This window comes from Streptococcus raffinosi, from assembly GCF_030284685.1.
Taxonomy (GTDB): domain Bacteria; phylum Bacillota; class Bacilli; order Lactobacillales; family Streptococcaceae; genus Streptococcus; species Streptococcus raffinosi.
Window position 1 is genome coordinate 124,355 of sequence record NZ_JASUZV010000005.1, and the last position, 26,371, is coordinate 150,725.

The following is a 26,371-nucleotide window of genomic DNA, read 5'->3' on the forward strand; positions in this document are numbered from 1 at the left end:
TTGTTAGTGAAAAATGTGATATGATAAGAGAGATTATTTATTAGGAAAAGGAAGCTTATGGCTATTTCTCGTTTTTACCGTATCTTACTAGCCCTTTGCGGTCTGGTTGGGGTCTCTATTCAAATCCATGATGATGGTTGGGGCATGTTGCTCTACTACACCGTTTTGTCCAATATCCTGGTTTTCTCTAGTTTGATTTTCTTTATCATCTACGATTTCAACAAAGGGGATGCAACGACCAACATCAAACTCTTACGTTACAAGGGTGGTGTCACTATGGCCATCTTAATCACAGGTGTTATTTATCATTTTCTATTAGCCCCTAGTACCAAACCGGAAGACTTTTGGACGGTTCGTAACCTCTTGGTCCACTACATTGTTCCCTGGGGATTGGTGCTTGATACCCTCGTTTTTGATGCCCGAAAGGCTTACCGTTTGCGTGAGCCCCTTTACTGGTCTTTAGCACCCTTGGCCTACTTTGCCTTTGCCCTTCTCAATGGATTAGTCTTAAAATTGCCTATTCCACACGCAAAAAATAGTCCCTTCGCCTACTTTTTTATCAATGTCAACAAGTTGGGCTGGAACAAGGTTTTGCTTAATGTCCTCCTAATTAGTGCTGGCTACATTGCTGTGGGCTACCTCATCTATTTCTTAAAACAATTTATCGGACGCAAGGCCGACTGATAGACAAAGGCCATTTCTCTTAGCAAATCTCAGAATTGAAATTCAAAACGCTTGAAGTCATTGATTTCAAGCGTTTTTAGCACGATAAAAAGTCACTTTGGGCGTTCAATAGTGTAGGCCTATTCTTCCCACAAAAACACATGAAATCTATAGACCTAGTGCTTCGAAAGGTCAAAACATTGCCTTTTGTCATGAAAGAGGCTATCATGACAGTATGAACGATTTAACAACACTACTGAACCACTTGCCCTATAAACTAGCCGCCTACGATGCTAAAGGAAACTTTCTTTATGACAATGGTGGCGCTGACGGTAGTTTCTTCCCCCGTGAGGCTGAAAATCTGCCTGATTGGATCATGTCTGAAGTTCTAGCTTCTCCCACCAAAACCATTAGTTATCCCATTCCGACAGATAGTTTTGAGCAAATCCTCATCCAGACTTATCAAGCCTCAACAGACCAAGAAGGACAGGTCTTAGGATTTTGGGAGACGATTTTTGATTTGAAGCAATCTCTCCAGACCTATCTGGATAGCTCTGCTCAAGCACTGGTAGCCTGGTCAGATGCCACTAGTGGCGCCAGTTTTAAGGAAGAAGCTGACAAATAAGGCTAAAAATCCGTCTTAAATAAATGAAATATTCACTTAATTCACAACTAAATCCCTAGGGATACCTTCATCAAATCAGTGTGAACTAGCGTTACTAAAGCTTTTTAAAAATCAGTTACTTTAATATAACTCACAGAATTTATAAGCCGACTATTTTGCATTTTTACGCTATTTAAGGTAGAATGGGAAGTAATGAGAAAAAGAATTAAACCGATCGTTGTTTACGTGGTTCTAGCTCTTTTAGGATTAGCATTAGTTATTGCAAACATTCACAATACGTCCAAACAGCAGGCGCATCTCGAGAACGTGAAATCGGCTATTCCTTCTGCTACACCGCCAAAAACAACAACCAGTCCATCTAGTAGCTCTAATGAGGAGCTCGTGCTTAATCCCATTATTGACCTTTCGGGTTGGCAACTACCTCAGGATATCGACTACGATGTCTTGTCAAATCATATTTCTGGTGCTATTATCCGCATCTTCGGTGGATCACAGATTAGCAAGGATAGCAATGCCGCCAGCTCAAATGGGGTTGACAAATCTTTTAAAACACATATCAAAGAACTCAAAAAACGTGACGTTCCAGTTGCCGTCTATTCCTACGCACAAGGTACTTCTGTAAAGGAGATGAAGGAAGAAGCTCGTATCTTCTACAAAAATGCTTCTCCATACAAACCTACCTATTACTGGATTGACGTTGAAGAGGAAACCATGTCTAACATGGATGAAGGTGTCCAAGCCTTTCGAGCCGAACTCAAACGTCTTGGAGCTGAAAATGTTGGTCTTTACATTGGTGCTTATTTCATGCTTGAGCAAGAAGTTTCCACTAAAAACTTCGACGCCGTATGGATTCCAGCCTACGGTACCGATTCGGGCTACTATGAGGCCCTGCCAAATACTGAGATTGACTATGACCTTCACCAGTACACGTCTCAAGGAAGCCTTCCTGGTTTCGACAATATCCTAGATCTTAACCAAATCAATCCTGATAAAAACAAACGTAAAACCTTTGAAAAACTCTTTGGTAAGATTAAGAAAAAATCAACTAAAAACAAGACCACTAAATCGTCAAGTTCAACTAGCTCAGCTACTGTAACCAGCTCCTCTAGTTCCTCAAGGATGTCTAGCAGTCAGTAGAAATCAGTGTCTCGGACACTGGTTTTTTTCTTTTCAAAATTGGCTTAGGCGTGTCAAGTCGAATGTGTTATAATGAATGGTAGAAATGCACAATTTTAGAAGGAGATATAATAATGGCAAAGAAAAGCAAAGTCAAGAAGACCTTGGTTGACCAAATTCTTGATAAGGCTAAAATTGACCATGACAGCTTAGCCTTCAATGGGTTAGAAGGTGAGCTTCCAGAGGATGTGGCACGTGAAAGCATTTATAAAACTCTCGCCCTCAACGGTGATAAGACGGGACCCGTCATTGGTATCGTTCCTATCACTGAACATCTATCTGAAAAAAAACTAGCTAAGATTTCAGGGAACAAGAAAGTTCACATGATTCCACAAAAGGATCTCCAAAAAACGACAGGTTATGTACATGGAGCTAACAATCCTGTGGGCATTCGTCAAAAACACAATTTTCCTATCTACATTGATCAATCGGCACGAGAAGCTGGTTTTCTCATTGTTTCAGCAGGAGAAATTGGGCGTTCTATCCGTATCAATAGTCAGGCCCTTGCTGATTTTGTCAAAGCTGAATTCGCTGATATTAAGGAGTAATTATGAAACTATATTTCGTTCGTCATGGTAAAACTGAATGGAACTTAGAAGGACGTCTTCAAGGTGCCAAAGGGGATTCGCCTCTACTTGAAGAATCGATTGAACAAGTACGTGAGCTCGGTCGCTATCTCAGTGACACACATTTTGACCTAGTCTTTTCAAGCGATCTGCCACGCGCTAAAAAAACAACGGAACTCATTATTGAGTCTCAAAAAAATAAGGTTGAGGTTACCTACACAAAGGCACTGCGTGAATGGAACTTGGGTAAACTCGAAGGCCAAAAGATTTCATTGGTCCAATCGATTTATCCACAAGAAATGCACGCTTTTCGCAATAACCTAGCCAAATTCCGTGCTAAAGATTTCCATGCAGAGTCTGTTTATAGCACCACTCAACGTGTCGCCCAATTAATCAAAACACTTAAAGATAGTGATGCTAAAAACGTTCTCCTCGTTGGGCACGGAGCTAATTTAACAGCTTCGATTCGTAGCCTCTTGGGATTTGAGCCAGGTTTGCTCCGTAAGGCTGGTGGTCTCGACAACGCATCGGTCACTATTCTTGAAACAGAAGATTGCGAACATTTCACTCTCAAACGTTGGAATGACACATCTTACATGGATAAAGAAAACAAAATCAGCTAAATCATCGTCTAACAAGATAAAGCAAGCGATTCTTTTCAAGGTCGCTTTTTTGGTATTCAAAAAACCCCTAAAAAAACACTTTAAGGGCAATACCTTACTAATCTATAGGGCTAGGTTCCTCTGGTAGGCGATCAAGCTCAACACCAAAACTTCGGCCCAAATCGTCTAATTCCTTCTCAAAAATGTCTAATTCCTGTGAGACCAGTTCAAACTGTCCTTGAGACAGTAACCGTTTAAACCGTAGACCACGACTTAAGACAAATTCCATGTCTATCTTGAGATCCCCAGAAACATGCTCCCAATAATTATTAGCAAATTCTCTTTGCTTTTCTTCAGCCTTGAGGTGATCCGCCAATGCATAAAATGAATCCCAGGCAACACTTTTCATTTGCTCTGCATCTCTAACGCCTTCGAAGAGATCATCACGTTTAGCTTTAAGTGCTTCTACCTCTTTTTCCAGGGCATCACGCTCAGTACATAGTGCTTCAATATCCTGTCTCAGGCTGTTTTTTTCTGTCATTTTCAATCTCCTTTTATTACGCTTTAGACAATAAAACGGCCATTCAAGACCGTTCTATTTATTTGCCATATTTCATACGAATAATTTTTTCTTGATTGGCATCCAAACGAAGAAGGATAACCACCTTATCAATACTCATATTACTCTCAAGAAGACGTTCAGCCGCCATCATGAGACCGTTATTGATACCCAGTTGCAGAACCGGATTTTCTTTATCGTTAATATCAAAGATATATTTGTTATTAGGAAGGTCGAAAAGTACCTTGACAGCTCCGAAAAGTTGCTCGAAATTATCGATTTCCAAATCAAAAACTGGTTTAGTGCCTGGTTTAAGGCTGCGGCCACGGTGGTTAAACCACATAGAATGCCAACCACCATTGAAGGCTCCCATGACATCATTGTCATAAGAATCTCCGACATATAATGTTGTTGACGGATTCATGTCAAACTGTTCAGCTGCAAGATTAAAGATTTCCTTCTCTGGTTTTTGGAAGCCAGTCGCTTGACTAACAATAACACGCTTAGGATCTACATAATCGTAAAGTCCCAACTTTTTAACCTTCTTAAGCTGGTGCTCTGTTGGACCATTGGTAATAATGCCCATTGGAACCTTCTTTTCCTTGAGGAAATCAAGGGTCATGCGCATCTCATCAAGCATGGTAATATTTTCCAACTCCTGCTCATAAACCTCTTGGAAATGATTGCCCGTTGCTTCATCAATTTCACGGTAACCAAACTCCAAAAGTGTCTCTTTACAGCGCCAAAAACGGAAATACTCGGTTGTCCACTCACCGGCCATTACACGTGGAAAACCAACGTCAGAATAGTGGCGAAAACGAATGTAGGCCTGATTAATGTGTGCCATATCAAAGTCAGGGAAGCATTTTCCCATGGCAATACGATAAGGCGCCTGCTGGTCATAAATAGTATCGTCAACGTCAAAAACAATAGAAGTAATCATCTGCCCATTCTTTCTTGAATCAATTCTCTTCTCCAGGGACTTAAACACATTAGTAAGTACACTGACTGACAGAAAAAGTAGCCAGCCTTATAACTGTTTCTCAGCCTGGCAAAAGTTAGCTTTAGGTCAACTGTCCATAGCCAGTCCTGCCTGTCTTATTTGACCTGCATGCAACTGCCCAAACAGCCTTATTATATCGTTTTTACTCTATTTTTTCAATTTTCCACTTCACTTCTTTTAGGTAATCTCGTTTATTTTCTAAGGGTGTTAAGGCATTAAAAAAGGTTTGGAACACCAGGTCCCAAACCTTCAAGCATTTTGAACGAATCTAATGCTTATTGAATTTCTTTAAAGGTCATTTTTTGTTTAACTTCGCCTTGACCGCCTTTAGCAATTTGGTAGAAAAAGTCTTTTGATGTGAAGTGGTCACCATAAGCAAAGACCTTGTTGTATTGCCATTGTGACACTTGATCATTTTCTTTTTTACCAAGGGTAAGCGTTGTTTTCGTTACGCTGTATTCCCATTTAGCTGATTGATCATTGTAGGCCTTGTCAAAATCGCCTTGACTTTTAGCGGCATTAAGAACAGTTGTACGGTCCTGACCGACAATCGCCTTGTTACCACCTTCTTGGAAGGCCACATACATGACACGGTTATTGACCTCACCGTTAAGTGAGCTTGAGTATTGATAAACCTTACCAGGTACAACACTATCTAAATGGTGTGTGCCCCAATAATAGAAAGCACCGAAACCAGTACCCGTAATCACAAGGCAGGCAAGAATCACACTAATAATGATATTTCTCTTTGACATGCTTAGCCCCTCTCTAGTTATCACCATTTAGGTCATCAAAAGTTGCATCTGAGTCTGAATCACTATGACTTGAAGAATTTGATGAATGGTCGTCGCTTGAAGAGCTTGAGCTCATGCGTGATTCTGTTTGAGAATCATTATTTGAAGAATCCTTAGATTCAGATGATTTTTCAGAGCTTGATGATGAGCTTTCTTTTTCCTTGTAAACGTCAACGTTGAAGGTCCATTTATTGCCTTGGTAAGTTACCTTAATTTGCGCATATTTTGCCTTGATTAAATCTGACATCTTGCTGTCTCTGTTAAGGGCATCATAGATTTTTTCTGCAAGAGCCTTGGCATTAGATTCAGTTTTGGCGCCATCTTTTGGTCCATCAACGATATCTTCTACTTTAGGTGTTTCACCTTGACGGTAGAGAGCTGTGCTTTCAGTATCTTTCTTAGCTTCAGTGTTACCACCTGCTGTGTCAGTCACATGTGAGAAGAAAGACCATGCTGGGCTACCTGAGCGTTTTTGTTGATAAACTTGTTCGAATTCGCTTTGAACCTTGTCTTGGAAAGCATCATCAGACAATTCTTTTTCCTTAGAGCTTTCTGTACTTGGTTTGCTTTCACTACTGCTTGCTGTTGAGCTTGAAGTAGAAGATGATGATCCACTTGTTGAACTTGATGAGCTTGATGAAGCATCTTTAGATTCCTTAGATTCTGATGATGATGAAGATGAATCCTTGCTATCTTTAGAATCTTTGGTATCTTTGTCGCCTGAGTTATTGTTAGTGTTTGAGAATGAAAGACTATTGTCAGAATTATCTGGTGCATAGATAACTGTAGTCTTAGAGTGGTCATCAGATACAAATGTCGTATTTTTGATGACAACACGGTTGTGGTCTCCATAGTAGTTGTTGATAACTACTTTAGAGTTTGCACAACGATGACCGCTACCAGTCACATGGTAATCAGTTGGTACTTGACCATCACGATTCAAGATAAGAACATCACCTGCATAGATAAGGTCAATATTCTGAATATTGTTATCGTAAGCTAATTTTTCAACTGAAATACCAGTAGCTTGAGAGATTCCCCACAAAGTATCTCCCCATTGAATGACGTATTGTTGACCATTCAATTGTTTTGGATTGATATTTTGAGTTGTCAAATTATTTGTAATTTGTTCAGGTGTGCTGGCAATCCAGTTTGTAATGTCAGCAGCATGAGCACTCGTTTGATTTTGATAAAAGCTATCTGCCAAAACAGATACCGTTGGCATCCCAATAGGTGCTAGTAAAGCACCAAACATAAGGGCCTTACCAACATAATTTTTCTTTTTCATCGTATATCCTCCTTATTAAATACGAAACTTACCATGATATTGTACACCTGGCTTATTATATTTGTCAATAAATTCTGTAACTTTCTAATCAAAGATTAATGCTATCTCTCTATTTTTTCTAAAAATAGAGAATTTTCCCTCTGACATTCAACCATTTCTCCTATCTTTAGAGGGCTATTTATGATACAATGGTAACGACTATTTTATGGAGGACTAACATGTCAAATCAACACATGGAAGAATTAAACGATCAACAAATTGTCCGTCGTGAGAAAATGGCGGCCTTGGCTGAACAAGGAATCGATCCTTTTGGTAAACGATTCGAACGCACAGCTACATCTGGTCAATTAAAAGACAAATACGCTGATAAAACAAAAGAAGAATTGCACGAAATCAACGATACTGCTACTATCGCAGGTCGTTTGATGACAAAACGTGGTAAAGGTAAAGTTGGCTTTGCCCACATCCAAGACCGTGATGGTCAAATCCAAATCTACGTACGTAAAGATGCGGTTGGTGACGAAAACTACCAAATCTTCAAAAAAGCAGACCTTGGTGACTTCCTCGGTATCGAAGGTGAAGTCATGCGTACAGATATGGGAGAACTTTCTATTAAAGCTACCCACATCACACACTTGTCTAAAGCCCTTCGTCCATTGCCTGAAAAATTCCACGGACTTTCAGATGTTGAAACCATCTACCGTAAACGTTACCTTGATTTGATTTCTAACCGTGACAGCTTTGACCGCTTTGTCACACGCTCAAAAATCATTTCTGAAATCCGTCGTTACCTTGATGCCCAAGGTTTCCTTGAAGTTGAAACACCTGTTCTTCACAATGAAGCTGGTGGTGCTGCTGCTAAACCATTTATCACTCACCACAACGCTCAAGATATTGACATGGTGCTTCGTATCGCAACTGAGCTCCACCTCAAACGCCTCATCGTTGGCGGTATGGAACGTGTTTACGAAATTGGACGTATCTTCCGTAACGAAGGTATGGATGCTACTCACAACCCTGAGTTTACATCTATCGAAGTTTACCAAGCTTACGCTGACTTCCACGATATCATGAACTTGACTGAAGGTATCATCCAACACGCTGCTAAAGCCGTTAAAGGTGACGGACCTATCAACTACCAAGGAACTGAAATCAAGATCAACGAACCATTCAAACGTATCCACATGGTTGACGCTATCAAGGAAATCACTGGTGTTGACTTCTGGCAAGAAATGACTTTGGACAAAGCCAAAGCTATCGCTGCTGAAAAGAATGTTCCTGTTGAAAAACACTACACTGAAGTTGGTCACATCATCAACGCCTTCTTTGAAGAATTCGTTGAAGAAACCTTAATTCAACCAACATTCGTTTACGGTCACCCAGTTGCTGTGTCTCCATTGGCTAAGAAAAACCCAGAAGACCCACGCTTCACTGACCGTTTCGAACTCTTCATCATGACTAAAGAGTACGGAAATGCCTTCACCGAATTGAATGACCCAATCGATCAATTGTCACGTTTCGAAGCACAAGCTGCTGCTAAAGAACTCGGTGACGACGAAGCAACAGGCATCGACTACGACTACGTTGAAGCCCTCGAATACGGTATGCCACCAACAGGTGGACTCGGAATCGGTATCGACCGTCTCTGCATGCTTCTAACTGACACAACAACCATCCGTGATGTCTTGTTGTTCCCAACGATGAAATAAAAAATGATATCCCATTAGTCAAATAATGGGATATTTTTATATGAGGTATAAACGTGTTCAAAAAATTACAGTCCCTATTTAAGAAAAAATCAAGTGTGCTTGAACAGCCTGATACAAAAATAGAAGAAAGCCAAGTAGACTTTCCCATAGACCGCACAGATTATTTCTTCGATCACGCACTTGTATTTTATTGTGAAGAAAACGATATCCCTTCAGAAAAACTAAGCCAATCAGATATGCAAGAGATTAGTAAAAGAGCTGCTTTTCATCTCAGTATCTTCGTAGCTTGGTTAGCAAAACATGATTTTCTTAATCCCCAAAGTGATGGATTTAACCTTGAGGATGCACAAAAACTCAAGAATGAAAAGATTACAGGTACAGACTATCTCTTTAAACATCTTGATGAAAAACTCTGTTCAACTGATATCAGTGACACACTCCTCCCCTTCATCTCTGATTTTTATGAAGATTATATGGATTTTTGCTATACAGTCTTGGTTGATGATGTTGCGAGAACTGAATTTGACTGGAAAATCTATCACTTGGTTGAAGATGACATTGATGAGATGTTCACCAGTTACAAAGAACAATTAGTATAAATAGAAAAAATTCTCTCGTAATTACCGTGAAACTATCTTCTATATTTTGCTCTTGGAGACCTTGCTCAAGTGCCCAAAACTCCCATCACCACTAGCATAGTGGTTAGTAAGCAAATAAGCTGGTTGATTCATCTGGATAATAATAAAGAATGTTGGTAAATCAACATTCTTTTATTGTTCTATCTAAGATTTTTCGTCTATTTATATACCAAAAAGATATCACTAAAATCTGATTTGTATTGTTAGTGTAAATTTTTGTTCTCCAGCTTCTTCAGTTACAATACCTGCACCAGTTCGCTTACTTGATGGACTATCAAATTTAGTACTTCTATAAAGGTACTCCCTTAATTTATTTCGGTCATAAATATGGTAACACAAAACCTCACCATCATCTTTTACTACAATATAACCGCCATTAGCATCTTCTAGGCCATTCCACCTAGTATTTGGTTCCATGCCTAATGCTACTGCAACCAACAAATCTTTTACTTTGTGGGAGATAATTTCCCCATCTTCTCCATACTTATCACAATATAAATCAACTACATCAGGGATTGCTTTCCCCTTAACAAAATAAGAATTCAAAAATAGATATCCCAAAAATTCTGGCATTCTAGAATCAATCATTTTCAGATTTCTTGAGAAAGTTTCATTTAAGATTTTTTCAAAGTCCAAAGAAATACTCTTATCTTTGATAAATTGTACTCTATCTTTAATTTTAGTTCTTCCAGCAATCTGATTTACTATCTCTAAATCATCCTTGGATAGATTTTTCGACAAGCTATACTGAACCCTTGTAGCCCCACTTGCGTTCAATAACGTTGGCTTACTACCAATATATGATTTTATCGAAAAACCTATTTTAGGTTCTGCACCTGTAAACTCATCATGAATCTTAAAAATAACATCTTTTTTGCTATCGCTACTAGCTTTTATTTTAGTTAGTTTAATTCTTGATAAAAATGGCTCAATCTCAGGAATTACAAACGTTCCTGCTCCATTTTTTACTGCCTCTAAAACTACGTTCGAAAAATACTCAAACTCATTAACAGGAATTTGTAAACACTCTGAATCGTTTTCTAATAGAATAATCTCATTTGACGACTGACTACGCTTAAATTCTTTTAAAATACCATCTTCATTTTTGATCGCACTTAATATGACATAAAAGAGTTTTTCTACTTTTTCCAAATTTTCATCGGCAGCATAAATTTTACCATCAGATAAAGCCTTAAGAAACACAAAAAGTTCAGCCCACTCACCTTTATTGACTTTATTAGGCATAGCTTACTCCAACTTTTTTATCTTGTTGTGCCATTTGATACTCTTCTTTCATTGCATTAGCTACTTCTCTTATCATCGGAACCGCTACTGAGTTCCCCATCTGACGATACATTTGTGTTCGACTTACAGGAATAATAAAGTCATCTGGAAATCCCATCAATCTTTTACATTCTAATTCCGAAAAAAGTCTTAACCCCGTATCTCCACCTTTAACAAAAGTCCCCGTGAGTCGCTGTATTTTATGATAGGAAGCTACTAATGTTTTTACTTGGATAGTAGAATTTGAATCTACAACTTGAGGTTTACCATCATTTTTCTTAAAAAGGTACGATTGCTGTAAATGTTCAGAAATACTATATCCCTTAGGATTATTTTCTAGTATTGACGAAACAGGAACTCTATTTTCGGTATTCCCTTGAGGAAATGCAAATGTTGAAACGTTCAAATCTGGATGGAAACCTACTATTACAACTCTTTTTCTAACTTGTGCTAAACCAAAATTTTGAGCGTCTAAAACGTCAAAGAAAACTGAATAGCCAAGTTCCTCTAAGTTATCCAAAATAATTTTAAATGTTTCTCCATTCTGAATAGTCAAAAGACCAGGTACATTTTCTAGCAAAAACATTTTAGGCATATGATATTTTAAAATTCTAAGGACGTCAAAAAACAAAGTTCCTTGAGTTTCATGACCAAATCCTTCTCGTTTGCCTATATTAGAAAATGGTTGACAAGGAAAACCCGCTAGCAATACATCATGTCGAGGAATATCCCTTTCATCAATTTTGGTAATATCACCGAAGGGAATATCACCGTAGTTAGCTTCATATGTTTTCACAGAAAATTTGTCCCACTCAGATGAAAACACACACTTTGTATTCTTATCTTCGAATCCTTTTCGTATTCCTCCAACCCCAGCGAATAAGTCTATAAAGGTTAAACTGTCTACATTATCTTTATGATTATGCATTTGAATTGCTTCATAACCTTCTTCAATCAGATATTGACATTTGCTTGAAAAACTATCATAACCATCAATCTCCAATTCTTGAATCTTATTAAATAGGTGTGGGCTAACGTGAATAGATTTTGCTATTTTTTTCTTATCTGGACTAACACGATTTTGTCCAGCATTCTCTCTAGCTCCGCCTCTCATGAAATACCTCTACTTTCTATATAGGGATTATACCACTTTATTTTTGAATTATCGAATTCTTTTTTCAATTTTTATACCGTACAAGAAAACAAGTATGAGAGTTAACAATTACTTTTTTTTCGTCCTATTTACTATTGTAATCATCATACTTGTCTTATCATATTTTTAAAGATATGGCGATATCAAAAACTATATTCTTCTTATCAATCCACCTATACTCAACGCCTTTCAAAATCTTGCACATATTTCTCATAGTGTTATAATTAGGTTGTCTTGATGAGTGGTAATAGTGACGCTTCCATTCAGATAAGACTTAGAAAGAGGTGCTTATGACATCTTTAAAAAAGGTTTCACTTTCTGAAGTGAACCAATCAATTGATACACCAAATAATAACCGTTTTGGGCAAAATCTCAAGGCTTTCTTAGGGCCTGGGGCACTAGTGGCTGTGGGATACATGGATCCCGGAAACTGGATTACCAGTGTTGTTGGTGGTGCAACCTACAAGTACAGTTTGCTTTTCATTATCTTAATTTCCTCTTTGATTGCCATGCAGTTGCAACAAATGTCTGGGAAATTAGGGATTGTAACCCAGATGGACTTGGCGCAAGCTACTGCCTTTCACTCGCCAAAATGGTTGCGATACACGCTTTGGGTTATCTTGGAGTTAGCCTTGATGGCGACGGACTTGGCTGAGGTGCTTGGTTCTGCCATCGCCTTAAACCTTCTCTTTGGTATCCCAATCATGATTGCCATTCTGGCAACTGTCCTAGACGTCTTCCTGCTACTACTCATCATGAAGCTAGGTTTCAAGAAAATCGAAGCGATTGTTTCTACCTTAATTTTGACAATCTTGATTATCTTTGTCTATCTAGTGGCCTTGTCCGAGCCTAGTATAACAGGAATTCTCAAGGGCTATCTCCCTACAGCGACTCTATTTGAGCCACATGCTCCTGGACATACCAGCCAGTTGACCTTGGCACTTGGGATTGTCGGGGCAACGGTTATGCCTCACAACCTCTACTTACATTCATCCATATCTCAGACACGTAAGGTAGACCACACTGATGGAAAAGATGTAACCAAGGCTGTGCGCTTCATGACTTGGGATTCTAATATTCAGTTGAGTTTGGCCTTTGTGGTGAACTCCCTCCTCTTGATTTTGGGGGCGGCTCTCTTCTATGGTCATGCTTCTGATATTTCGGCATTTTCACAAATGTACGATGCCCTTCAAGACTCTAAGATTGCCGGTGCGATAGCTAGTTCGACACTTTCAACACTCTTTGCCTTGGCGCTCTTGGCTAGTGGTCAAAACTCTACTATCACCGGAACCTTGACAGGTCAGATTGTTATGGAAGGTTTCCTTCATATGAGGTTGCCACAGTGGGTGATTCGTTTGTTCACACGTCTTTTTGCCCTCCTACCTGTCATCATCGTAGCCATTCTTTACGGTGATCAAGAAAAGATTTTGGATCAACTTTTGGTTTACTCTCAGGTTTTCCTTTCACTTGCCTTGCCATTCTCTATTTTCCCTCTGATTTACTATACTTCTAAAAAATCACTCATGGGAAAACACGTCAATGCCAAGTGGAATACTTTGCTTGGCTATGCCATCGCTATTATCCTAACCATTCTTAATCTCAAACTTATCTTTGATACGTTTTAAACACAAAAATAAGGCCAGCTCTTCTGCTGACCTTATTTCTTATTTTTTGAAGGCATCAACTAGAACTTGGAATTCTTCGTTGCTAAGGGTTATACCTTTACCCATCTTAGTGTGGTCTGGACTCCAGCTACGGATGTCATACTTGGCTGGTGCTCCGTTAAAGCTCACGCGGTTAAGTTCCTTGGTCCAACCCTTGTCGTTCTCGGACAAGACCAAGAGTTTTTCTTCAATTTCAAATGAAAATTCTGCCATTTTGTACCTCCACTAGGTTTATTCGTTTTTTTCTGTGAAAATGGTGCGATTTTGACTAACTTATCCACAAAATTTCACCTTTCATGCTATAATTATTTTAACAAGAAACGAGGGAAATGACCATGATAAACTTTTTAGAAGCGGTAAAGCATCAGCTTCATCAGTTTGTGGAAACAGGTCACAGCAAACCTGTCCACCTACTGCAGAATCAGCTTATTAATGATATCTATCATGCTATTGATAATAAACAGATGGTCATGCTGACGTCTAACCAAAAGATTTATAAAGGGTACATCAATCGTTATGACAGGGAACGACAAGCACTCTTCATCGAACAAGATAAGGTTATCAGCATGATTGAACTAAAAGACATTAAACGTCTCAAAATCATACCACAACGAAGTTAACGAAATAGTTAACTTCGTTTTATTTTTCGGTTGACTAAAAATATACTACTTGTTATAATAAGTTAACTGTTGTATGAATGGAGGTTAACTAAATATGTCAAAAAACCGCACACTATACATCATCATTCCAGCCTTTGGTGCTGCTATCATTGCTGCCCTATCACAAATCATCATTCCGATAGGAGCGGTGCCCATCACCTTACAGACCTTTGCTGTAGGACTGGTGGCTGCCATTTTTAAACCGAGGGAAGCTACCCTTGCTGCTCTCCTCTATCTTATTCTCGGTGCAATTGGTCTACCCGTTTTCGCAGGAGGTAGCGGTGGTTTTCAAACCTTCTTTAGTCCAATAGCTGGTTATATACTTGCCTATCCCCTTTTCGCCTTTATCACTTCTAAACTGACCAATGCTGATACACCCATTTGGAAGATCTTTTTGGCTTTTGTTTTAGGAGATGTCCCAGTATTTGTCGGTGGAATTCTCACCCTTCACTTCCTGGGAAATATGGGTTGGTCTACAGCCGTAGCTGTCGGTTTGACACCTTTTATCATTCCTGACCTGTTAAAAGGACTCATCGTCTCTTTGGTGACTAAGCCAGTTTTAAAAGCACTAAAAAATCATAGCTACTTTAACTAAAAAAAGATTGGAGATTCTGTTCACAGGAACAAAGTCTTCAATCTTTTTATTTTTCAAAATAAATATCATAGTGCTTTGAACAAGCTGGATTAAAGGCACTGTGACAATTGGAACAAGCTTCTAGCTCTTGGTACTCCTCAATCGTCATTTCCTGCCTACAAACACCGCAAATAACAACCTTATCCTGCTTGAGCTGACAAGGATAGGCTCGAAAGTTGTGGTCCTCCAAGCTATCATGACACTGATAACAAGCGTAATATTTTTGACACTGGAAGCATTTTAGGGCAACAATATCAAGCTCTGTGTGATAATGCTGGCACCTGCTTTCATTATCTACTAAAAGACCGTTTATTTTTTTCGTCATTAGGCACGAACAGTTTTACTTGAACCGTCTTTTTGGTAGAGGTTAATCAAACCTTCTTTGGTTGAACGAATCATATCACCAGGTTTAACTTCTTGTGGGACAGTGATAGTAAGAAGTTCCATAGGGTTTGGTGCACGGTCAATCTTATTGCCATTTGAATCGTGAAGGTTCTTGATGTCACACTCAAAATGACGGAAACCTGGTCCGTAGAATTCAACGTGGTCACCTTCGAGGATAACGTTACGTTGACGAATTGTAGCTGTCATAGTTGCTGGGTCAAAGTCAACGACTTCACCAACAAATTTGTATTGTGGAATTTTACGACGGGCACCAAAGAGTTGCTCGTTTTCTGTTGGTGTCTTATAGTAGAAACCAGTTGCCAATTCACGTTGGGCAACTTTCCAAAGCTCATCAATCAAATCATCTTTGATGGCGTAAAAGGCTTCTGCACTTTCCATGTAGGCGTCACAGGCAGCTTTGTAACAATTGGCAACGGTCGAAACATAGTGGACAGATTTCATACGACCTTCGATTTTAAGGCTATCAACACCATTATCGATAAGGTCTGGGATATTTTCAATCATACACATGTCAACGGCTGACATTGAGTATTCTTCAGGAACTTCACCATGAATACTCTTGCGCTCTTGACCGAATGGCATGTCGTAAAGGTCATATTTCCAGCGGCATGACTGAGAGCAACCACCACGGTTGGCATCACGGTCTGACATATGGTTAGAAAGGGTACAGCGACCTGAGTATGAGATGCACATAGCACCGTGGACAAAGGCTTCGATTTCAAGATCCGTGCGTTTACGGATTTCGGCCAATTCTTCCATGTTAACCTCACGGGCTAAAACAACACGGGTCAAACCATACTGTTTCCAAAAATGGAAGGTTTCAACGTTTGTCGCAGATGCTTGCGTTGACAAGTGGATATTGAGTCCTGGAGCGTAGGTTGAACAGATTTCAATCAAGGCTGGGTCAGATACGATAACGGCATCAAGTCCCATGTCACGCAATTCACGGAACCACTCACCAGCACCTTTTTCATTTCCTTCATGGGTAACCATGTTTGAAGCAACGTGCACATCAACACCACGAGCGTGAGCGTATTCGATACCTTCACGGAGTTCATCCATGGTAAAGTTTCCGGCACGGCTACGCAAACCATAGGCTTGTCCACCAACGAAAACAGCATCTGCGCCATAATTTACAGCGACTTTTAATTTTTCCAAAGTCCCAGCAGGTACCAAAACCTCTGGGCGTTTTTTAGTTGTAGTCATAATTTCTCCAATTTGCAAGATTGTCGATTTTAGTTTTTAGAAGGCTCCTTCGTTCCCTGAAAATGGAAAACTCTCAAACGAAGGAGGAAGTATGTTTATTTTACACGGTCAGGTTCATAATCATAGAAACCTGTATCCAAACCACGGTTGGCTGGGTGTAATTTGTGAATAGCCTCATCAAAAAGGAAGGCTTGGTCTTGTGAAAATTCGCCAGCTTCAATGAGGTCACGAGCCTTCACAAAATACTCAGTAATTTTTACAAAGTTTTCACCTGGACAATAAACGCCATCCAATTTCCAGTGGTCAAAGCCATGTTCGATGAGTTCTGAAAGCTTGGTCATCATATCCAGGTCATTGTTGGCAAAGATATGTGTTCCATGCAAGTCTTCATAAACTGAGTAGTGAGAATCTGGATCTCCAGGCTCAGAGAGGAAAAGGTCACGTTCTTTAGTAACAGATTCATCTGTTTTGATAAAGTTGTAATAGTTTTGAAGAAGCGGACGTTTGGAATGGTGAATGATACTTGCCCCATAGACCAAAACCTCAGCTGGAATTTGAAGATTTTCAGCCATGATGAAGAGTTCCGCAGACGGAATCTCACGAGCCAAAACTGCTTCAGAAGCTCCTGCTTGTTTGCCCCAGAAATTAATCTGACGGCTAGAGGTTACCATGGTTGAAGCATCATAAATCATTTTGAAGGGACGATTGTCACGGTTACAGATGTAGAAAACTCCCGCATCACCAACCGTGATATAATCTGCCTTGATTTCTTCAAGAAAATCAAGGTAGTCTGGAAGAGCATCCATCATACCTTGGTGCATGAGGGCATTAACTGCAACAGTTAATTCCTTACCTGACTCATGTACCAGCTCTGCAATCTTTCGCATTTCTGCGAATGAAAAAGGCTTTGGCAAACGAAGGCCGAAGGCTTTTTCGCCGATGTAAATACGATCTACGCCAAGTTCTAGGAGCTCACGTGCCTGCTCGTAGCTCTCAGCTGTCGCTGTAATCACTATTTTTTCCATAACTTACATTATAGCACAAATGACCTAATTATTTTAGAATTTTTAGTCTATTTATGTGTATTTAGATATTTATATTTAGTTTTCGAATACTCGATTTTAGAGAAAATACAAAAAAACTTTGCAAGTCCAATTTTTTTATGGTATTATTAATGAGATTCTAAATAGTGAAATACTGACTGAGTCATTTTGCCAACACTAAAAGTGTTTTAGGTATCTGATATAGAAAGGAGGCAGACATGGCTGACAACTTAAACCGTCAATTTGATCACATGGAAGATCTTGAGAGTGATAGCTCACAAATGACTAGTTATCAGGATTATCAAGGCTTAAACAATAATAGTATTAAGCTACAAGATATGATTTTCTTCGGACGTATCTCAAGCTTCTGTATTTCAACAGTCCTAGTTGCCTTCCTTTTCTTGGTAGCACAGGTGGCTTCCTTCTGGGCCTTTTTCTGGGCTATTACAATTAGTATCCTGGGACAGGTTGGCATTTACTTCCTCATCGAAAATTATAAAGCAAAAAAACGTTGATTTCGGGTCAACGTTTTTCTTGTCATTTCATTAGACAATACTGTCACTCAATGACAAATGTCTTTGAAGTCCTGACTAACATAGAAGTCCAGTTTAACTTTTCCAAGCACTAAAAAAAGCCCAGCGGGCTCTTTTTTAGTTTGCTTCTGATTCTGCTGCTGCTTCAGAAATATCTTTGATATCAATCACGATATCATCAACCATAGCTTGTGTTTTAGCCTCCACATCTGCTTGTTCAGGTGTCACTTGGGCTGTTTTTTCTTTGATTAATTCAAAGCTATCTTTTGCAAATTCAGCAACTTGAGCTGTTTTTTCTTGAACGGCTTTTGTCAAATCATCTGCAGTGATATCACCATTTTCAAATTTTGTTTTGTAATCTTGGAAGGTATCAACTGCCAAATCTTTGTAGTCGTTAGCTTTTTCCACCACTTGGTTTTGGTAAGCTTTAGGATCTTCTTTGAATGAGGCAATCTCCTCATCAATACGAGCCTTAACGGCTTTACCTTTTTCAGTAGTGAAGAAATAAGCTGCAGCAGCTCCAGAAGCTGCTCCAATAACTAGGGTATTTAGAAATTTACTCATGAAAAGACCTCCTTATTTTTTCTTGTCTTTTTTACGAAATAGTTTTGAGGCTATCTTACCAACAGCGTAGGCTGAACCAGCTTTACCAACACTTGCACCTGCAGCGCTTGCCTTAGCACCAAGGTAACGGGCTTCAGTATTCAAATCAGAAACACTTTCAGAAAGCTCAGCTACTGCCACAAAGAGTGGATCAATGGTTTGAACTTTTTCGTTGACATCTTCGACCAAAACATTAGCTTTAGCCAAGATTTCATTAGTCTGATGAAGTGTGACATTAATATCTGTGCGTAGAACAGCAACCGTTTCTTCAACTTCTTTGACCACATGACGTGTACGAAGTAGTGTTGGAATCAATGCAACTAAGAAGGCTGCAAGAGCGATTGCGATAATAAGAAATGCAATTTCTGCCATTTTTTGGACTCCTTTTTACCTTTTAAAGAAAAACTGAATTAAATTTCCAGCTTTTTTTGACATTCATTATGATAAATTTCATTATATTATAACAAAGTCTGAGTGGTATGACTAGTTTTTCATTTTATAATCTGCTTCGGGGCGTTGCTTGCGGAAATAGAGCAAGACTATTCCCAAGATAAGAATGGCGATGCTGACCCATTGGGAAACACGCAAGCCAGCGAACATGAGGCTATCCGTACGCATTCCCTCAATCACAAAACGTCCAATACCATACCAGATAAGATAGAATGAGGTCGAATCTCCCTGTCGTAGTCCCTTTTTAAAACGTCGCAGTCCCATAATAATAAGAAAGCCTAGTAAATTCCAAAGACTCTCGTAAAGGAAAGTGGGAACACGATAACTGCCTTCAATATACATCTGTTGACGAATCCATTCGGGAACATAGTTGAGATGACTAACTGCCTTCCCATAGGCTTCCTGATTAATAAAGTTTCCCCAACGTCCGATACTCTGAGCAATCATAACGCCAGGTACCGTAATATCCAAAAAGTCTAAAACAGCAATGGCATGGCGCTTAGCAAACCAATAAAGGACAGCCGCTCCGGCAATCAAACCTCCATAGATGGCAATCCCACCATTCCAAATAGCGAGAATTTCCGATGGATTTTGGCTGTAATAAGACCACTGGAAGATCACATAATAGAATCGTGCACCGATAATGGCTATTGGAAAAGCAAGGAGAATGAAATCTAAGATATTTTCAGGATCTATCCCTTTTTCGGGAGCCCAACGCTGGGCTAGATAAACAGCAAGTAAAAGACCAGATACAATACAGATAGCATACCAATGAATGCTGATGGGACCAAACTTTAGGGCAATTGGATCAATAGTTGCTAACATCACTTTTCTCCGTTCTCACTAATGAGTTTTGTTAAGCGGTCTTCGAAGGTTTTAGTCGCATCAAATCCCATCTGTTTGGCACGATAGTTCATGGCTGCAGCTTCGATAACAATAGACACGTTACGACCGGTTTTAACTGGAATGCGAACGCATGGAATCTTAACCCCTTGCAATTCAATCTCTTCATTGCCATTTCCGAGTCGGTCAAAAATCTTACCTTTTTCAAAGTTTTCAAGGTAGATAGCCAACTGAACTTGAGAAGAATTACGAACAGCACTTGCTCCGTAGAGGCTCATGACATCAATAATCCCAACACCACGAATTTCAAGAAGGTGGCGAAGAATCTCGGCTGGCTCACCCCAGAGGGTTTCCTCATCCTTGGCATAAACATCTACACGGTCATCCGCAACCAAACGGTGACCACGTTTAACCAACTCAAGCCCTGTCTCACTCTTACCGATACCAGAGTCACCTTGAATAAGTACGCCCATTCCGTAGATATCTACTAAGACACCATGAACACTGGTACGTTCAGCCAACTGTGCATTGAGGTACCAAGACATCTCACCAGAAAGTGTTGATGTTCCGTTATGGCCTTGGAGCACAACAACGCCATTTTCCTTGGCAGCTCGAAGCATTTCCTTAGGAATTTCAAGCCCACGTGCTACGATAATAGCTGGCGTTTCCTTTTTGAACATAGTACTGAAGACTGAGTAACGGTTATAGTCAGTCATAGTATTAAGGTAAGACCACTCCTTCATCCCAACCAATTGGATTCGTTCTGGCGAATAGTAGTCAAAATAACCCGTCATTTCTAACCCTGGACGAGAGATATCAGCGGTTGTAATTGGTTTTTCTAATAGCTCTTTGGTACCATAAATAACCTTGAGTTTAACCTTATCAACCAACATTTTAACGGTTACTGTCATGTGATTTCCTCCGATTTTTTATTAGTTTTATTGTAACATAAAAAGGCTTTCAATGCGGCCTTCAAACCAAAAAAGACCTATGATAGGCACCAAAGTCCTAGCACAGGCCACTTTATTTTAACTATAAATCTTACCAGTTCCACTCATCTTCAACGGGTTCGGCATTTTTGCGCTTGCGTCCATCTTTGAGTTTGATTTCAGGATAAATATCTTCTTTATAAGGGAGAAGAAAAGCTAAAACCACATACAAAACGATGCCAAACTGAGTCGATATCATGAGAATAACAGCCAAGACACGAGCCAAGGCCAAATCCCAACCGAACTTGTCTGCCAAACCTGCAACAACACCGGCAACTAGTCTATTTTTTCGTGTCTTATAAAAACGATTTGACATGGTCTTTTTCTCCCATCACTTCTTTGATTTAATTATATGATTTTTTTAGACTAAAAAAATCAGCCCTAGGACTGATTTAGAAAAATGAGCCTACCTCGGCATAGACCGCAGCCAAATTTCTGCGTATTGACACGGCGTTTGCGACGGTAAGTATGACCACAAGATTGACACTGATAGACATAATATGTTTCATTCTGACTTTGCATCTTGGGTGCATATCTAAGGCCATCAACCTTAGCTAGTAACTCCTTAAAATCTCTATCTCCATGCTTGTAGCCCTTCTTTTGAAAATAAAGGTGGTAATGACAGAGTTCGTGACGAACGATTTTTCGAAAGGTTTCAAGGTCGTGTTCCTCATAAAGTTTTGGGTTAAAATCTAAGTGGCCATCCTTAGGAAAAAATCGCCCTCCAGTGGTCCGGAGGCGCTTGTTCCACAAGGCCTGATGCTTAAATTCCCAGCCGAAATCTTCAATAGAAACGGTCTTGACATAATCAGTTAGATTCACGTGGATTCACCAAGGAAAGATTAAGCTTTTCATGTTCCAGATCAATTTTTGACACCCAAACAGTAACCAAGTCTCCGACAGAAACGACTTGACTTGGATGGTTAACAAAGTTCTTGCTCATCTCAGAAATGTGGATAAGGCCATCCTCATGGACACCGATATCCACAAAGGCACCAAAATCCACAACATTACGCACTGTTCCTTCGAGCTTTTGTCCCACAGACAAGTCTTTGAGCTCAAGAACATCCTGACGAAGCACCGGTGCTTCAAAATCGTCACGGAGGTCACGACCTGGTTTCAAAAGGTCAGCAATGATATCTTTGAGGGTTTCCTGACCAAGTCCTAGCTCTTCTGCTGTTTCTTTAAGATTGAGGGCCTTCAATTTTGCCTTGGCAGAGTCGTCCAAATTTGTGATATTCAACTGCTTAAAGAGGGCTTTCACTGCTGGATAAGACTCTGGGTGGACTCCCGTATTATCCAAGATATTTTTTGCGTTTGGAATACGGAGGAAACCGGCTGCCTGTTCAAATGCTTTAGCACCAAGACGTGGGACCTTCTTGATTTCAGCACGGGATGTAATCGCACCATTTTCCTCACGGTAGGCGACGATATTTTCAGAGATGGTCTTGTTGAGTCCTGAGACGTGTGACAAGAGGGTACTACTTGCCGTATTGACATTAACACCGACTTGGTTAACCACGGTATCAACGACGAAATCAAGATTTTCAGAGAGTTTCTTCTGACTAACATCATGCTGGTATTGGCCTACTCCAATTGATTTAGGGTCAATCTTAACCAACTCAGCCAATGGATCTTGAAGACGACGGGCGATAGAAATGGCCGAACGTTTTTCAACCGTCAAATCTGGAAACTCATGACGGGCCAACTCTGACGCAGAGTAGACAGAAGCACCACTTTCATTGACAATAACATAAGAAGTCTCTGGGAAATCTTTGAGGACTTCTGCCACAAAGGCTTCACTTTCACGACTTGCTGTTCCGTTTCCGATAGCAATAATCTCAATGGCATGCTTTTTAACGAGGTCAGCCAAGTCTTTCTTAGCTTGGGCAATCTTAGCCTGACTAGCTGGAGCTACTGGATAAATAACTTGCGTCGTAATGAGTTTTCCTGTTTGGTCAACCACGGCCAACTTAGCTCCTGTACGGAAGGCTGGGTCAAAACCAAGCACCATCTTGCCTTTCAGTGGTGACACTAGAAGAAGGTTTCGAAGATTGTCAGAGAAGAGATTAATAGCTCCATCTTCTGCGGCTTCAGTCAACTCACTACGGATACGGCGCTCCATGGCTGGAATAATTTTCTTCTTGAGAGATTGGTTGATGACTTCCTCGATATAATCATTTTTTTGTTTGAAACGGACACTGTAAAAACGGTGCATTTTCTCAAGATTGTGCTTAAAGCTTACCTTGATAACGCCTAGTTTTTCACCACGGTTAAGGGCCAAAGTACGGTAACCTTGGAGCTTAGACACCTTATCCTCAAAATCGTAGTAAATCTTGAAGATTTCTTTTTCATCCAGAGATTGATCCTTGAGGGTCGATGTGATGTCACTGTTTTTCCAGATTTCATTGTAGGTCCAAGAACGAAGACTATTGTCCTCAGAAAAGGCCTCAACTAAAATATCCACAGCACCCACAAGTGCCTTGTCAGCCGTTGGAAAGGCCTCAGATGTTAGCTTTTCAGCTTCAGCTTGGAGGTTGGGACTATTTTGCAAGATAAGACGAGCCAACGGAAAAAGACCTGCTTCACGGGCAATGGTTGCCTTGGTACGGCGTTTTTCTTTATAGGGAAGGTAGAGTTCTTCCACATCCGCCAATTTTTCAGCGGCTTCGATGGCTGATCTGAGTTGGTCGGTCAATTTGCCCTGAGCCTCAATCTTAGCCAGAACCGTTTCCTTGCGGTCCAAAAGAGCCGTCAAAGACTTGTCCATATCAATAATGGCCTTGATTTGCGTTTCATCAAGATTGCCTGTTTTTTCCTTACGGTAACGGGCAATAAAGGGAATGGTATTGCCTTCTGCAGTCAATTCCAAAACGGTTTCAACTTGTTGTTTTTTCAGGCCCAATTCCTGAGCCAATGTTTCAAAATTACGATTTTCCATAAACTCTATTATACCACGATAGGAGATTTGCTTGGGGAGAAAACATTGTAGCTGAAGCGAGAATTTTTAAGCAAGAGGTAGTATAATAGAAGGGTGAACCTATTGTTTGGGGCTATTTCTCATAGAAATAACGCCCTTAGTATCTTTTGCAACTGAACTCGGGCTATTTCTTGCGGAAAATAGATGCATCTTCCTAGAAGCTAAGCTTCTTCGTCTGATGCCCTAATTTTCTCTTAGAAATAACATCCTTAGTATCTTATTGCAACTGAACTCGGGCTATTTCTTGCGGAAAATAGATGCATCCTCCTAGAAGCAGAGCTTCTTCGTCTGATGCCCTAATTTTCTCTTAGAAATAACGCCCTTAGTATCTTATTTAAACTCGGAGGCTTTTTATGGCAGTTATTCAGAAAAAAACAAATGAACTTGAAAGCATGATGGCGTCTTTTGCAGCTATCCCTGATTTTGAAAAGGCGGGAACGGATCCTAAGAAGGACAAACGTCTTCAAGAAGATAAGAAGAAATAGAATTTATGGCTATTTTCCATCAACTACCAGATAGCGTTTTGCAGCTTCTGGCAGTTTTTCTATCTATTATTATTGAAGCCTTGCCCTTTGTCTTGTTGGGAAGTATCCTATCAGGCTTTATCGAAATCTTTGTGACGCCTGAGAAGGTCCAAAACTTCTTACCCGAAAACAAGGTCTTGGCAATTCTCTTTGGGACTCTGGTTGGTTTCATCTTTCCCTCATGTGAATGTGGGATTGTTCCTATTATCACGCGCTTTTTAGAGAAAAAAGTGCCTAGTTATACGGCCATTCCGTTTATGGCAACGGCTCCTATCATTAATCCAGTCGTTCTCTTTGCGACCTACACGGCCTTTGGGAACTCTTGGTACTACGTCCTTTTACGCTTTATCGGAGCTTTCTTGGTCGCCATGATTTTGGGAATCTTGCTTGGCTTCGTGGTGGATGACCAGATTCTCAAGGATAATCGCAAGGTCAATCATGTTCATGATTATAGTGACTTGTCAGCTGGCAAGAAAATCTTTCAGGCCTTGGTTCATGCTGTAGATGAATTTTTCGACACTGGGCGTTACCTGATTTTCGGGAGCCTGGTGGCCGCAAGTATGCAGACCTACCTACCAACCCGTATCCTAACAAGCATCGGGCATAATTCGGTGACAGCTATCCTTATCATGATGCTTTTGGCCTTTATTCTCTCGCTTTGTTCGGAGGCGGATGCCTTTATCGGAGCTTCGCTACTCTCTAGTTTTGGAGTGGCTCCAACGGTGGCCTTCCTCATTATCGGGCCTATGGTTGACATTAAAAACCTCATAATGATGAAACACCAGTTTAAGACACGCTTTGTTGGACTCTTTGTTGGAACAGCGGGTCTGGTGACAGTGATTTACTGTTTGGTATTGGGGGTGATTTAATGTTACGTTTTCTCATCTTGTCTGGGTATTTTGAGCTGGTCATGTACTTGCAAGTTTCTGGCAAGCTCAACCAGTACATTAATATCCACTACTCCTACTTGGCCTACATTTCTATGATTCTTTCCTTTATCCTTGCGGTGGTTCAACTCATTGTTTGGATGAAGCAGATAAAGGTTCACTCGCATCTGTCTGGCCGAGTAGCTAAGGTAGCCAGTATCGCCTTCTTGGCCTTTCCAGTCCTCACTGGCCTTTTGGTGCCAACCGTAACACTGGATGCAACTACTGTCTCAGCAAAAGGCTATCATTTTCCACTGGCGGCAGGAAGTAATCCTAATCAGGCCGACCAAGAGGGAACGACCATTCAGTACTTGAAGCCTGACACCAGTTCCTACTTCACCTCCTCAGCTTATGAGAAAGAAATGACCAAGGAACTCGCCAAGTATAAGGGACGTGAGACCATCCACATTACCACGGAAAATTACATGGAAGTTATGGAGCTCATCTACCTCTATCCTGACGATTTCGTAGGTAAGAAGGTCAGCTATACAGGCTTTGTCTACAATGACCCACAAACCAAGGGCTATCAGTTTATCTTCCGTTTCGGTATCATCCACTGTATCGCCGACTCAGGCGTTTACGGATTGGCAACGACCGGAAGCAATCAAACCTTTAAGGATAATGCCTGGGTAACAGTCACAGGTACCATTTCTGTGAATTACTATAAAAATCTCAAACAGACCCTCCCTATCCTTAACCTGACTGAGGTTAAAGAGGTCAGTCAGCCCGACAATCCTTATGTTTATCGTGTATTTTAAAAAAGCCAAGTTCAGTTTGATACGTACCGTGTCAAGTAGACAATTGAAATAAATAAAATGTGAGGAACCAGGTTGCTTTGGGTTAAGCAGTCTG

General features: G+C 40.2%; 31 protein-coding genes. 14 read left to right on the forward strand and 17 right to left on the reverse strand.

All coding sequences use genetic code 11. The annotated features are described in order from the left end of the window. The first annotated feature begins 57 nt into the window (after positions 1-57). From QRD39_RS04820 to QRD39_RS04840, 5 genes are all read left to right on the forward strand, one after another. Positions 58-684, forward strand: a complete 627-nt coding sequence (locus QRD39_RS04820) for a Pr6Pr family membrane protein (protein ID WP_285955837.1) — start codon at positions 58-60, stop codon at positions 682-684. A gap of 214 nt (positions 685-898) precedes the next feature. Beyond that, positions 899-1,288 carry a sodium transporter gene (locus QRD39_RS04825; protein ID WP_285955838.1) on the forward strand — a complete coding sequence of 130 codons (390 nt, stop codon included), beginning with the start codon at positions 899-901 and terminating at the stop codon, positions 1,286-1,288. Positions 1,289-1,480: 192 nt separating this feature from the next. After that, positions 1,481-2,425, forward strand: a complete 945-nt coding sequence (locus tag QRD39_RS04830; protein WP_285955839.1) for a glycoside hydrolase family 25 protein — start codon at positions 1,481-1,483, stop codon at positions 2,423-2,425. A 113-nt stretch (positions 2,426-2,538) separates the two neighbouring features. Continuing rightward, positions 2,539-3,012: an aminoacyl-tRNA deacylase gene (locus QRD39_RS04835; RefSeq protein WP_004183920.1), complete on the forward strand. Its 474-nt coding sequence runs from the start codon at positions 2,539-2,541 to the stop codon at positions 3,010-3,012. A gap of 2 nt (positions 3,013-3,014) precedes the next feature. Then, entirely contained in the window at positions 3,015-3,653 is a 639-nt protein-coding gene (locus tag QRD39_RS04840; RefSeq protein WP_285955840.1) for a histidine phosphatase family protein, read from the forward strand. A gap of 97 nt (positions 3,654-3,750) precedes the next feature. Here QRD39_RS04840 and QRD39_RS04845 read toward each other — a convergent pair whose 3' ends face one another. The 4 genes from QRD39_RS04845 to QRD39_RS04860 all read right to left on the reverse strand — a co-directional run bounded on the left by QRD39_RS04845 (position 3,751) and on the right by QRD39_RS04860 (position 7,276). Beyond that, entirely contained in the window at positions 3,751-4,173 is a 423-nt protein-coding gene (locus QRD39_RS04845) for a hypothetical protein (RefSeq protein ID WP_285955841.1), read from the reverse strand. Between the two features lie 58 nt (positions 4,174-4,231). Beyond that, entirely contained in the window at positions 4,232-5,134 is a 903-nt protein-coding gene (locus QRD39_RS04850; protein WP_004183924.1) for an HAD family hydrolase, read from the reverse strand. A 335-nt stretch (positions 5,135-5,469) separates the two neighbouring features. Beyond that, entirely contained in the window at positions 5,470-5,949 is a 480-nt protein-coding gene (locus QRD39_RS04855) for a hypothetical protein (RefSeq protein WP_008534230.1), read from the reverse strand. A gap of 13 nt (positions 5,950-5,962) precedes the next feature. Further along, on the reverse strand, positions 5,963-7,276 hold the full coding sequence (locus tag QRD39_RS04860) for a LysM peptidoglycan-binding domain-containing protein (RefSeq protein ID WP_285955842.1): 1,314 nt from the start codon (positions 7,274-7,276) through the stop codon (positions 5,963-5,965). A 218-nt stretch (positions 7,277-7,494) separates the two neighbouring features. Between QRD39_RS04860 and lysS the strand changes: the two genes are divergently transcribed. Next, positions 7,495-8,985 (forward strand): lysine--tRNA ligase, encoded by a 1,491-nt coding sequence (lysS, locus tag QRD39_RS04865; protein WP_285955843.1) that lies wholly within the window; start codon positions 7,495-7,497, stop codon positions 8,983-8,985. Positions 8,986-9,038: 53 nt separating this feature from the next. After that, positions 9,039-9,584, forward strand: a complete 546-nt coding sequence (locus QRD39_RS04870; protein WP_285955844.1) for a DUF7832 domain-containing protein — start codon at positions 9,039-9,041, stop codon at positions 9,582-9,584. Between the two features lie 222 nt (positions 9,585-9,806). Here QRD39_RS04870 and QRD39_RS04875 read toward each other — a convergent pair whose 3' ends face one another. After that, positions 9,807-10,868, reverse strand: a complete 1,062-nt coding sequence (locus tag QRD39_RS04875) for an HpaII family restriction endonuclease (RefSeq protein WP_285955845.1) — start codon at positions 10,866-10,868, stop codon at positions 9,807-9,809. Further along, positions 10,861-12,021 carry a DNA cytosine methyltransferase gene (locus QRD39_RS04880; RefSeq protein WP_285955846.1) on the reverse strand — a complete coding sequence of 387 codons (1,161 nt, stop codon included), beginning with the start codon at positions 12,019-12,021 and terminating at the stop codon, positions 10,861-10,863. Before QRD39_RS04880 ends, QRD39_RS04875 begins: the two co-directional genes overlap by 8 nt. Positions 12,022-12,350: 329 nt before the next feature. Between QRD39_RS04880 and QRD39_RS04885 the strand changes: the two genes are divergently transcribed. Then, positions 12,351-13,685: an Nramp family divalent metal transporter gene (locus QRD39_RS04885; protein ID WP_037608776.1), complete on the forward strand. Its 1,335-nt coding sequence runs from the start codon at positions 12,351-12,353 to the stop codon at positions 13,683-13,685. Positions 13,686-13,724: 39 nt separating this feature from the next. Here the strand turns inward: QRD39_RS04885 and QRD39_RS04890 are convergent, their stop codons facing one another. Then, positions 13,725-13,937 carry a YdbC family protein gene (locus QRD39_RS04890; protein WP_004183933.1) on the reverse strand — a complete coding sequence of 71 codons (213 nt, stop codon included), beginning with the start codon at positions 13,935-13,937 and terminating at the stop codon, positions 13,725-13,727. Between the two features lie 122 nt (positions 13,938-14,059). Here QRD39_RS04890 and QRD39_RS04895 point away from each other — a divergent pair, with 122 nt between their 5' ends. Both QRD39_RS04895 and QRD39_RS04900 read left to right on the forward strand, forming a co-directional pair. Continuing rightward, positions 14,060-14,344, forward strand: a complete 285-nt coding sequence (locus QRD39_RS04895; protein ID WP_008534223.1) for a hypothetical protein — start codon at positions 14,060-14,062, stop codon at positions 14,342-14,344. 94 nt (positions 14,345-14,438) lie between these two features. After that, complete coding sequence (locus QRD39_RS04900; RefSeq protein ID WP_008534222.1) at positions 14,439-14,978, forward strand: biotin transporter BioY; 540 nt, start codon at positions 14,439-14,441, stop codon at positions 14,976-14,978. Positions 14,979-15,024: 46 nt separating this feature from the next. Here the strand turns inward: QRD39_RS04900 and QRD39_RS04905 are convergent, their stop codons facing one another. From QRD39_RS04905 to QRD39_RS04915, 3 genes are all read right to left on the reverse strand, one after another. Further along, positions 15,025-15,342, reverse strand: a complete 318-nt coding sequence (locus QRD39_RS04905) for a CHY zinc finger protein (RefSeq protein WP_285955847.1) — start codon at positions 15,340-15,342, stop codon at positions 15,025-15,027. Further along, the gene (locus QRD39_RS04910; RefSeq protein WP_285955848.1) at positions 15,342-16,628 is read right to left on the reverse strand and encodes a peptidase U32 family protein; all 1,287 of its coding nucleotides are present in this window, start codon (positions 16,626-16,628) and stop codon (positions 15,342-15,344) included. Before QRD39_RS04910 ends, QRD39_RS04905 begins: the two co-directional genes overlap by 1 nt. A gap of 95 nt (positions 16,629-16,723) precedes the next feature. Further along, positions 16,724-17,653: a peptidase U32 family protein gene (locus QRD39_RS04915; RefSeq protein WP_008534219.1), complete on the reverse strand. Its 930-nt coding sequence runs from the start codon at positions 17,651-17,653 to the stop codon at positions 16,724-16,726. Positions 17,654-17,889: 236 nt separating this feature from the next. Here QRD39_RS04915 and QRD39_RS04920 point away from each other — a divergent pair, with 236 nt between their 5' ends. Then, entirely contained in the window at positions 17,890-18,186 is a 297-nt protein-coding gene (locus tag QRD39_RS04920) for a DUF3270 domain-containing protein (RefSeq protein WP_008534218.1), read from the forward strand. 135 nt (positions 18,187-18,321) lie between these two features. Here QRD39_RS04920 and QRD39_RS04925 read toward each other — a convergent pair whose 3' ends face one another. The 7 genes from QRD39_RS04925 to QRD39_RS04955 all read right to left on the reverse strand — a co-directional run bounded on the left by QRD39_RS04925 (position 18,322) and on the right by QRD39_RS04955 (position 24,030). Continuing rightward, positions 18,322-18,768 carry a YtxH domain-containing protein gene (locus QRD39_RS04925; protein ID WP_060934189.1) on the reverse strand — a complete coding sequence of 149 codons (447 nt, stop codon included), beginning with the start codon at positions 18,766-18,768 and terminating at the stop codon, positions 18,322-18,324. 12 nt (positions 18,769-18,780) lie between these two features. Beyond that, complete coding sequence (locus tag QRD39_RS04930; RefSeq protein WP_002888763.1) at positions 18,781-19,179, reverse strand: DUF948 domain-containing protein; 399 nt, start codon at positions 19,177-19,179, stop codon at positions 18,781-18,783. 111 nt (positions 19,180-19,290) lie between these two features. Further along, the gene (lgt, locus tag QRD39_RS04935) at positions 19,291-20,082 is read right to left on the reverse strand and encodes a prolipoprotein diacylglyceryl transferase (protein ID WP_285955849.1); all 792 of its coding nucleotides are present in this window, start codon (positions 20,080-20,082) and stop codon (positions 19,291-19,293) included. Then, a complete protein-coding gene (hprK, locus tag QRD39_RS04940; protein WP_285955850.1) occupies positions 20,082-21,011 on the reverse strand; it encodes an HPr(Ser) kinase/phosphatase in 930 nt (309 codons plus the stop codon). The genes lgt and hprK overlap by 1 nt, the downstream gene beginning before the upstream one ends. Before the next feature lie 130 nt (positions 21,012-21,141). After that, the gene (locus tag QRD39_RS04945; RefSeq protein ID WP_002888760.1) at positions 21,142-21,405 is read right to left on the reverse strand and encodes a PspC domain-containing protein; all 264 of its coding nucleotides are present in this window, start codon (positions 21,403-21,405) and stop codon (positions 21,142-21,144) included. A gap of 65 nt (positions 21,406-21,470) precedes the next feature. After that, positions 21,471-21,911, reverse strand: a complete 441-nt coding sequence (locus QRD39_RS04950; RefSeq protein WP_285955851.1) for a SprT family protein — start codon at positions 21,909-21,911, stop codon at positions 21,471-21,473. After that, on the reverse strand, positions 21,898-24,030 hold the full coding sequence (locus QRD39_RS04955; RefSeq protein ID WP_285955852.1) for a Tex family protein: 2,133 nt from the start codon (positions 24,028-24,030) through the stop codon (positions 21,898-21,900). Before QRD39_RS04955 ends, QRD39_RS04950 begins: the two co-directional genes overlap by 14 nt. Before the next feature lie 392 nt (positions 24,031-24,422). Between QRD39_RS04955 and QRD39_RS04960 the strand changes: the two genes are divergently transcribed. Genes QRD39_RS04960 through QRD39_RS04970 form a run of 3 tightly spaced genes read left to right on the forward strand, consistent with a single transcriptional unit; the run spans position 24,423 to position 26,277 of the window. Continuing rightward, positions 24,423-24,554 carry an SPJ_0845 family protein gene (locus QRD39_RS04960; RefSeq protein WP_002885949.1) on the forward strand — a complete coding sequence of 44 codons (132 nt, stop codon included), beginning with the start codon at positions 24,423-24,425 and terminating at the stop codon, positions 24,552-24,554. A gap of 5 nt (positions 24,555-24,559) precedes the next feature. After that, entirely contained in the window at positions 24,560-25,462 is a 903-nt protein-coding gene (locus QRD39_RS04965) for a permease (protein ID WP_285955853.1), read from the forward strand. After that, the gene (locus QRD39_RS04970; protein WP_285955854.1) at positions 25,462-26,277 is read left to right on the forward strand and encodes a TIGR03943 family putative permease subunit; all 816 of its coding nucleotides are present in this window, start codon (positions 25,462-25,464) and stop codon (positions 26,275-26,277) included. Before QRD39_RS04965 ends, QRD39_RS04970 begins: the two co-directional genes overlap by 1 nt. Positions 26,278-26,371: the final 94 nt, after the last annotated feature.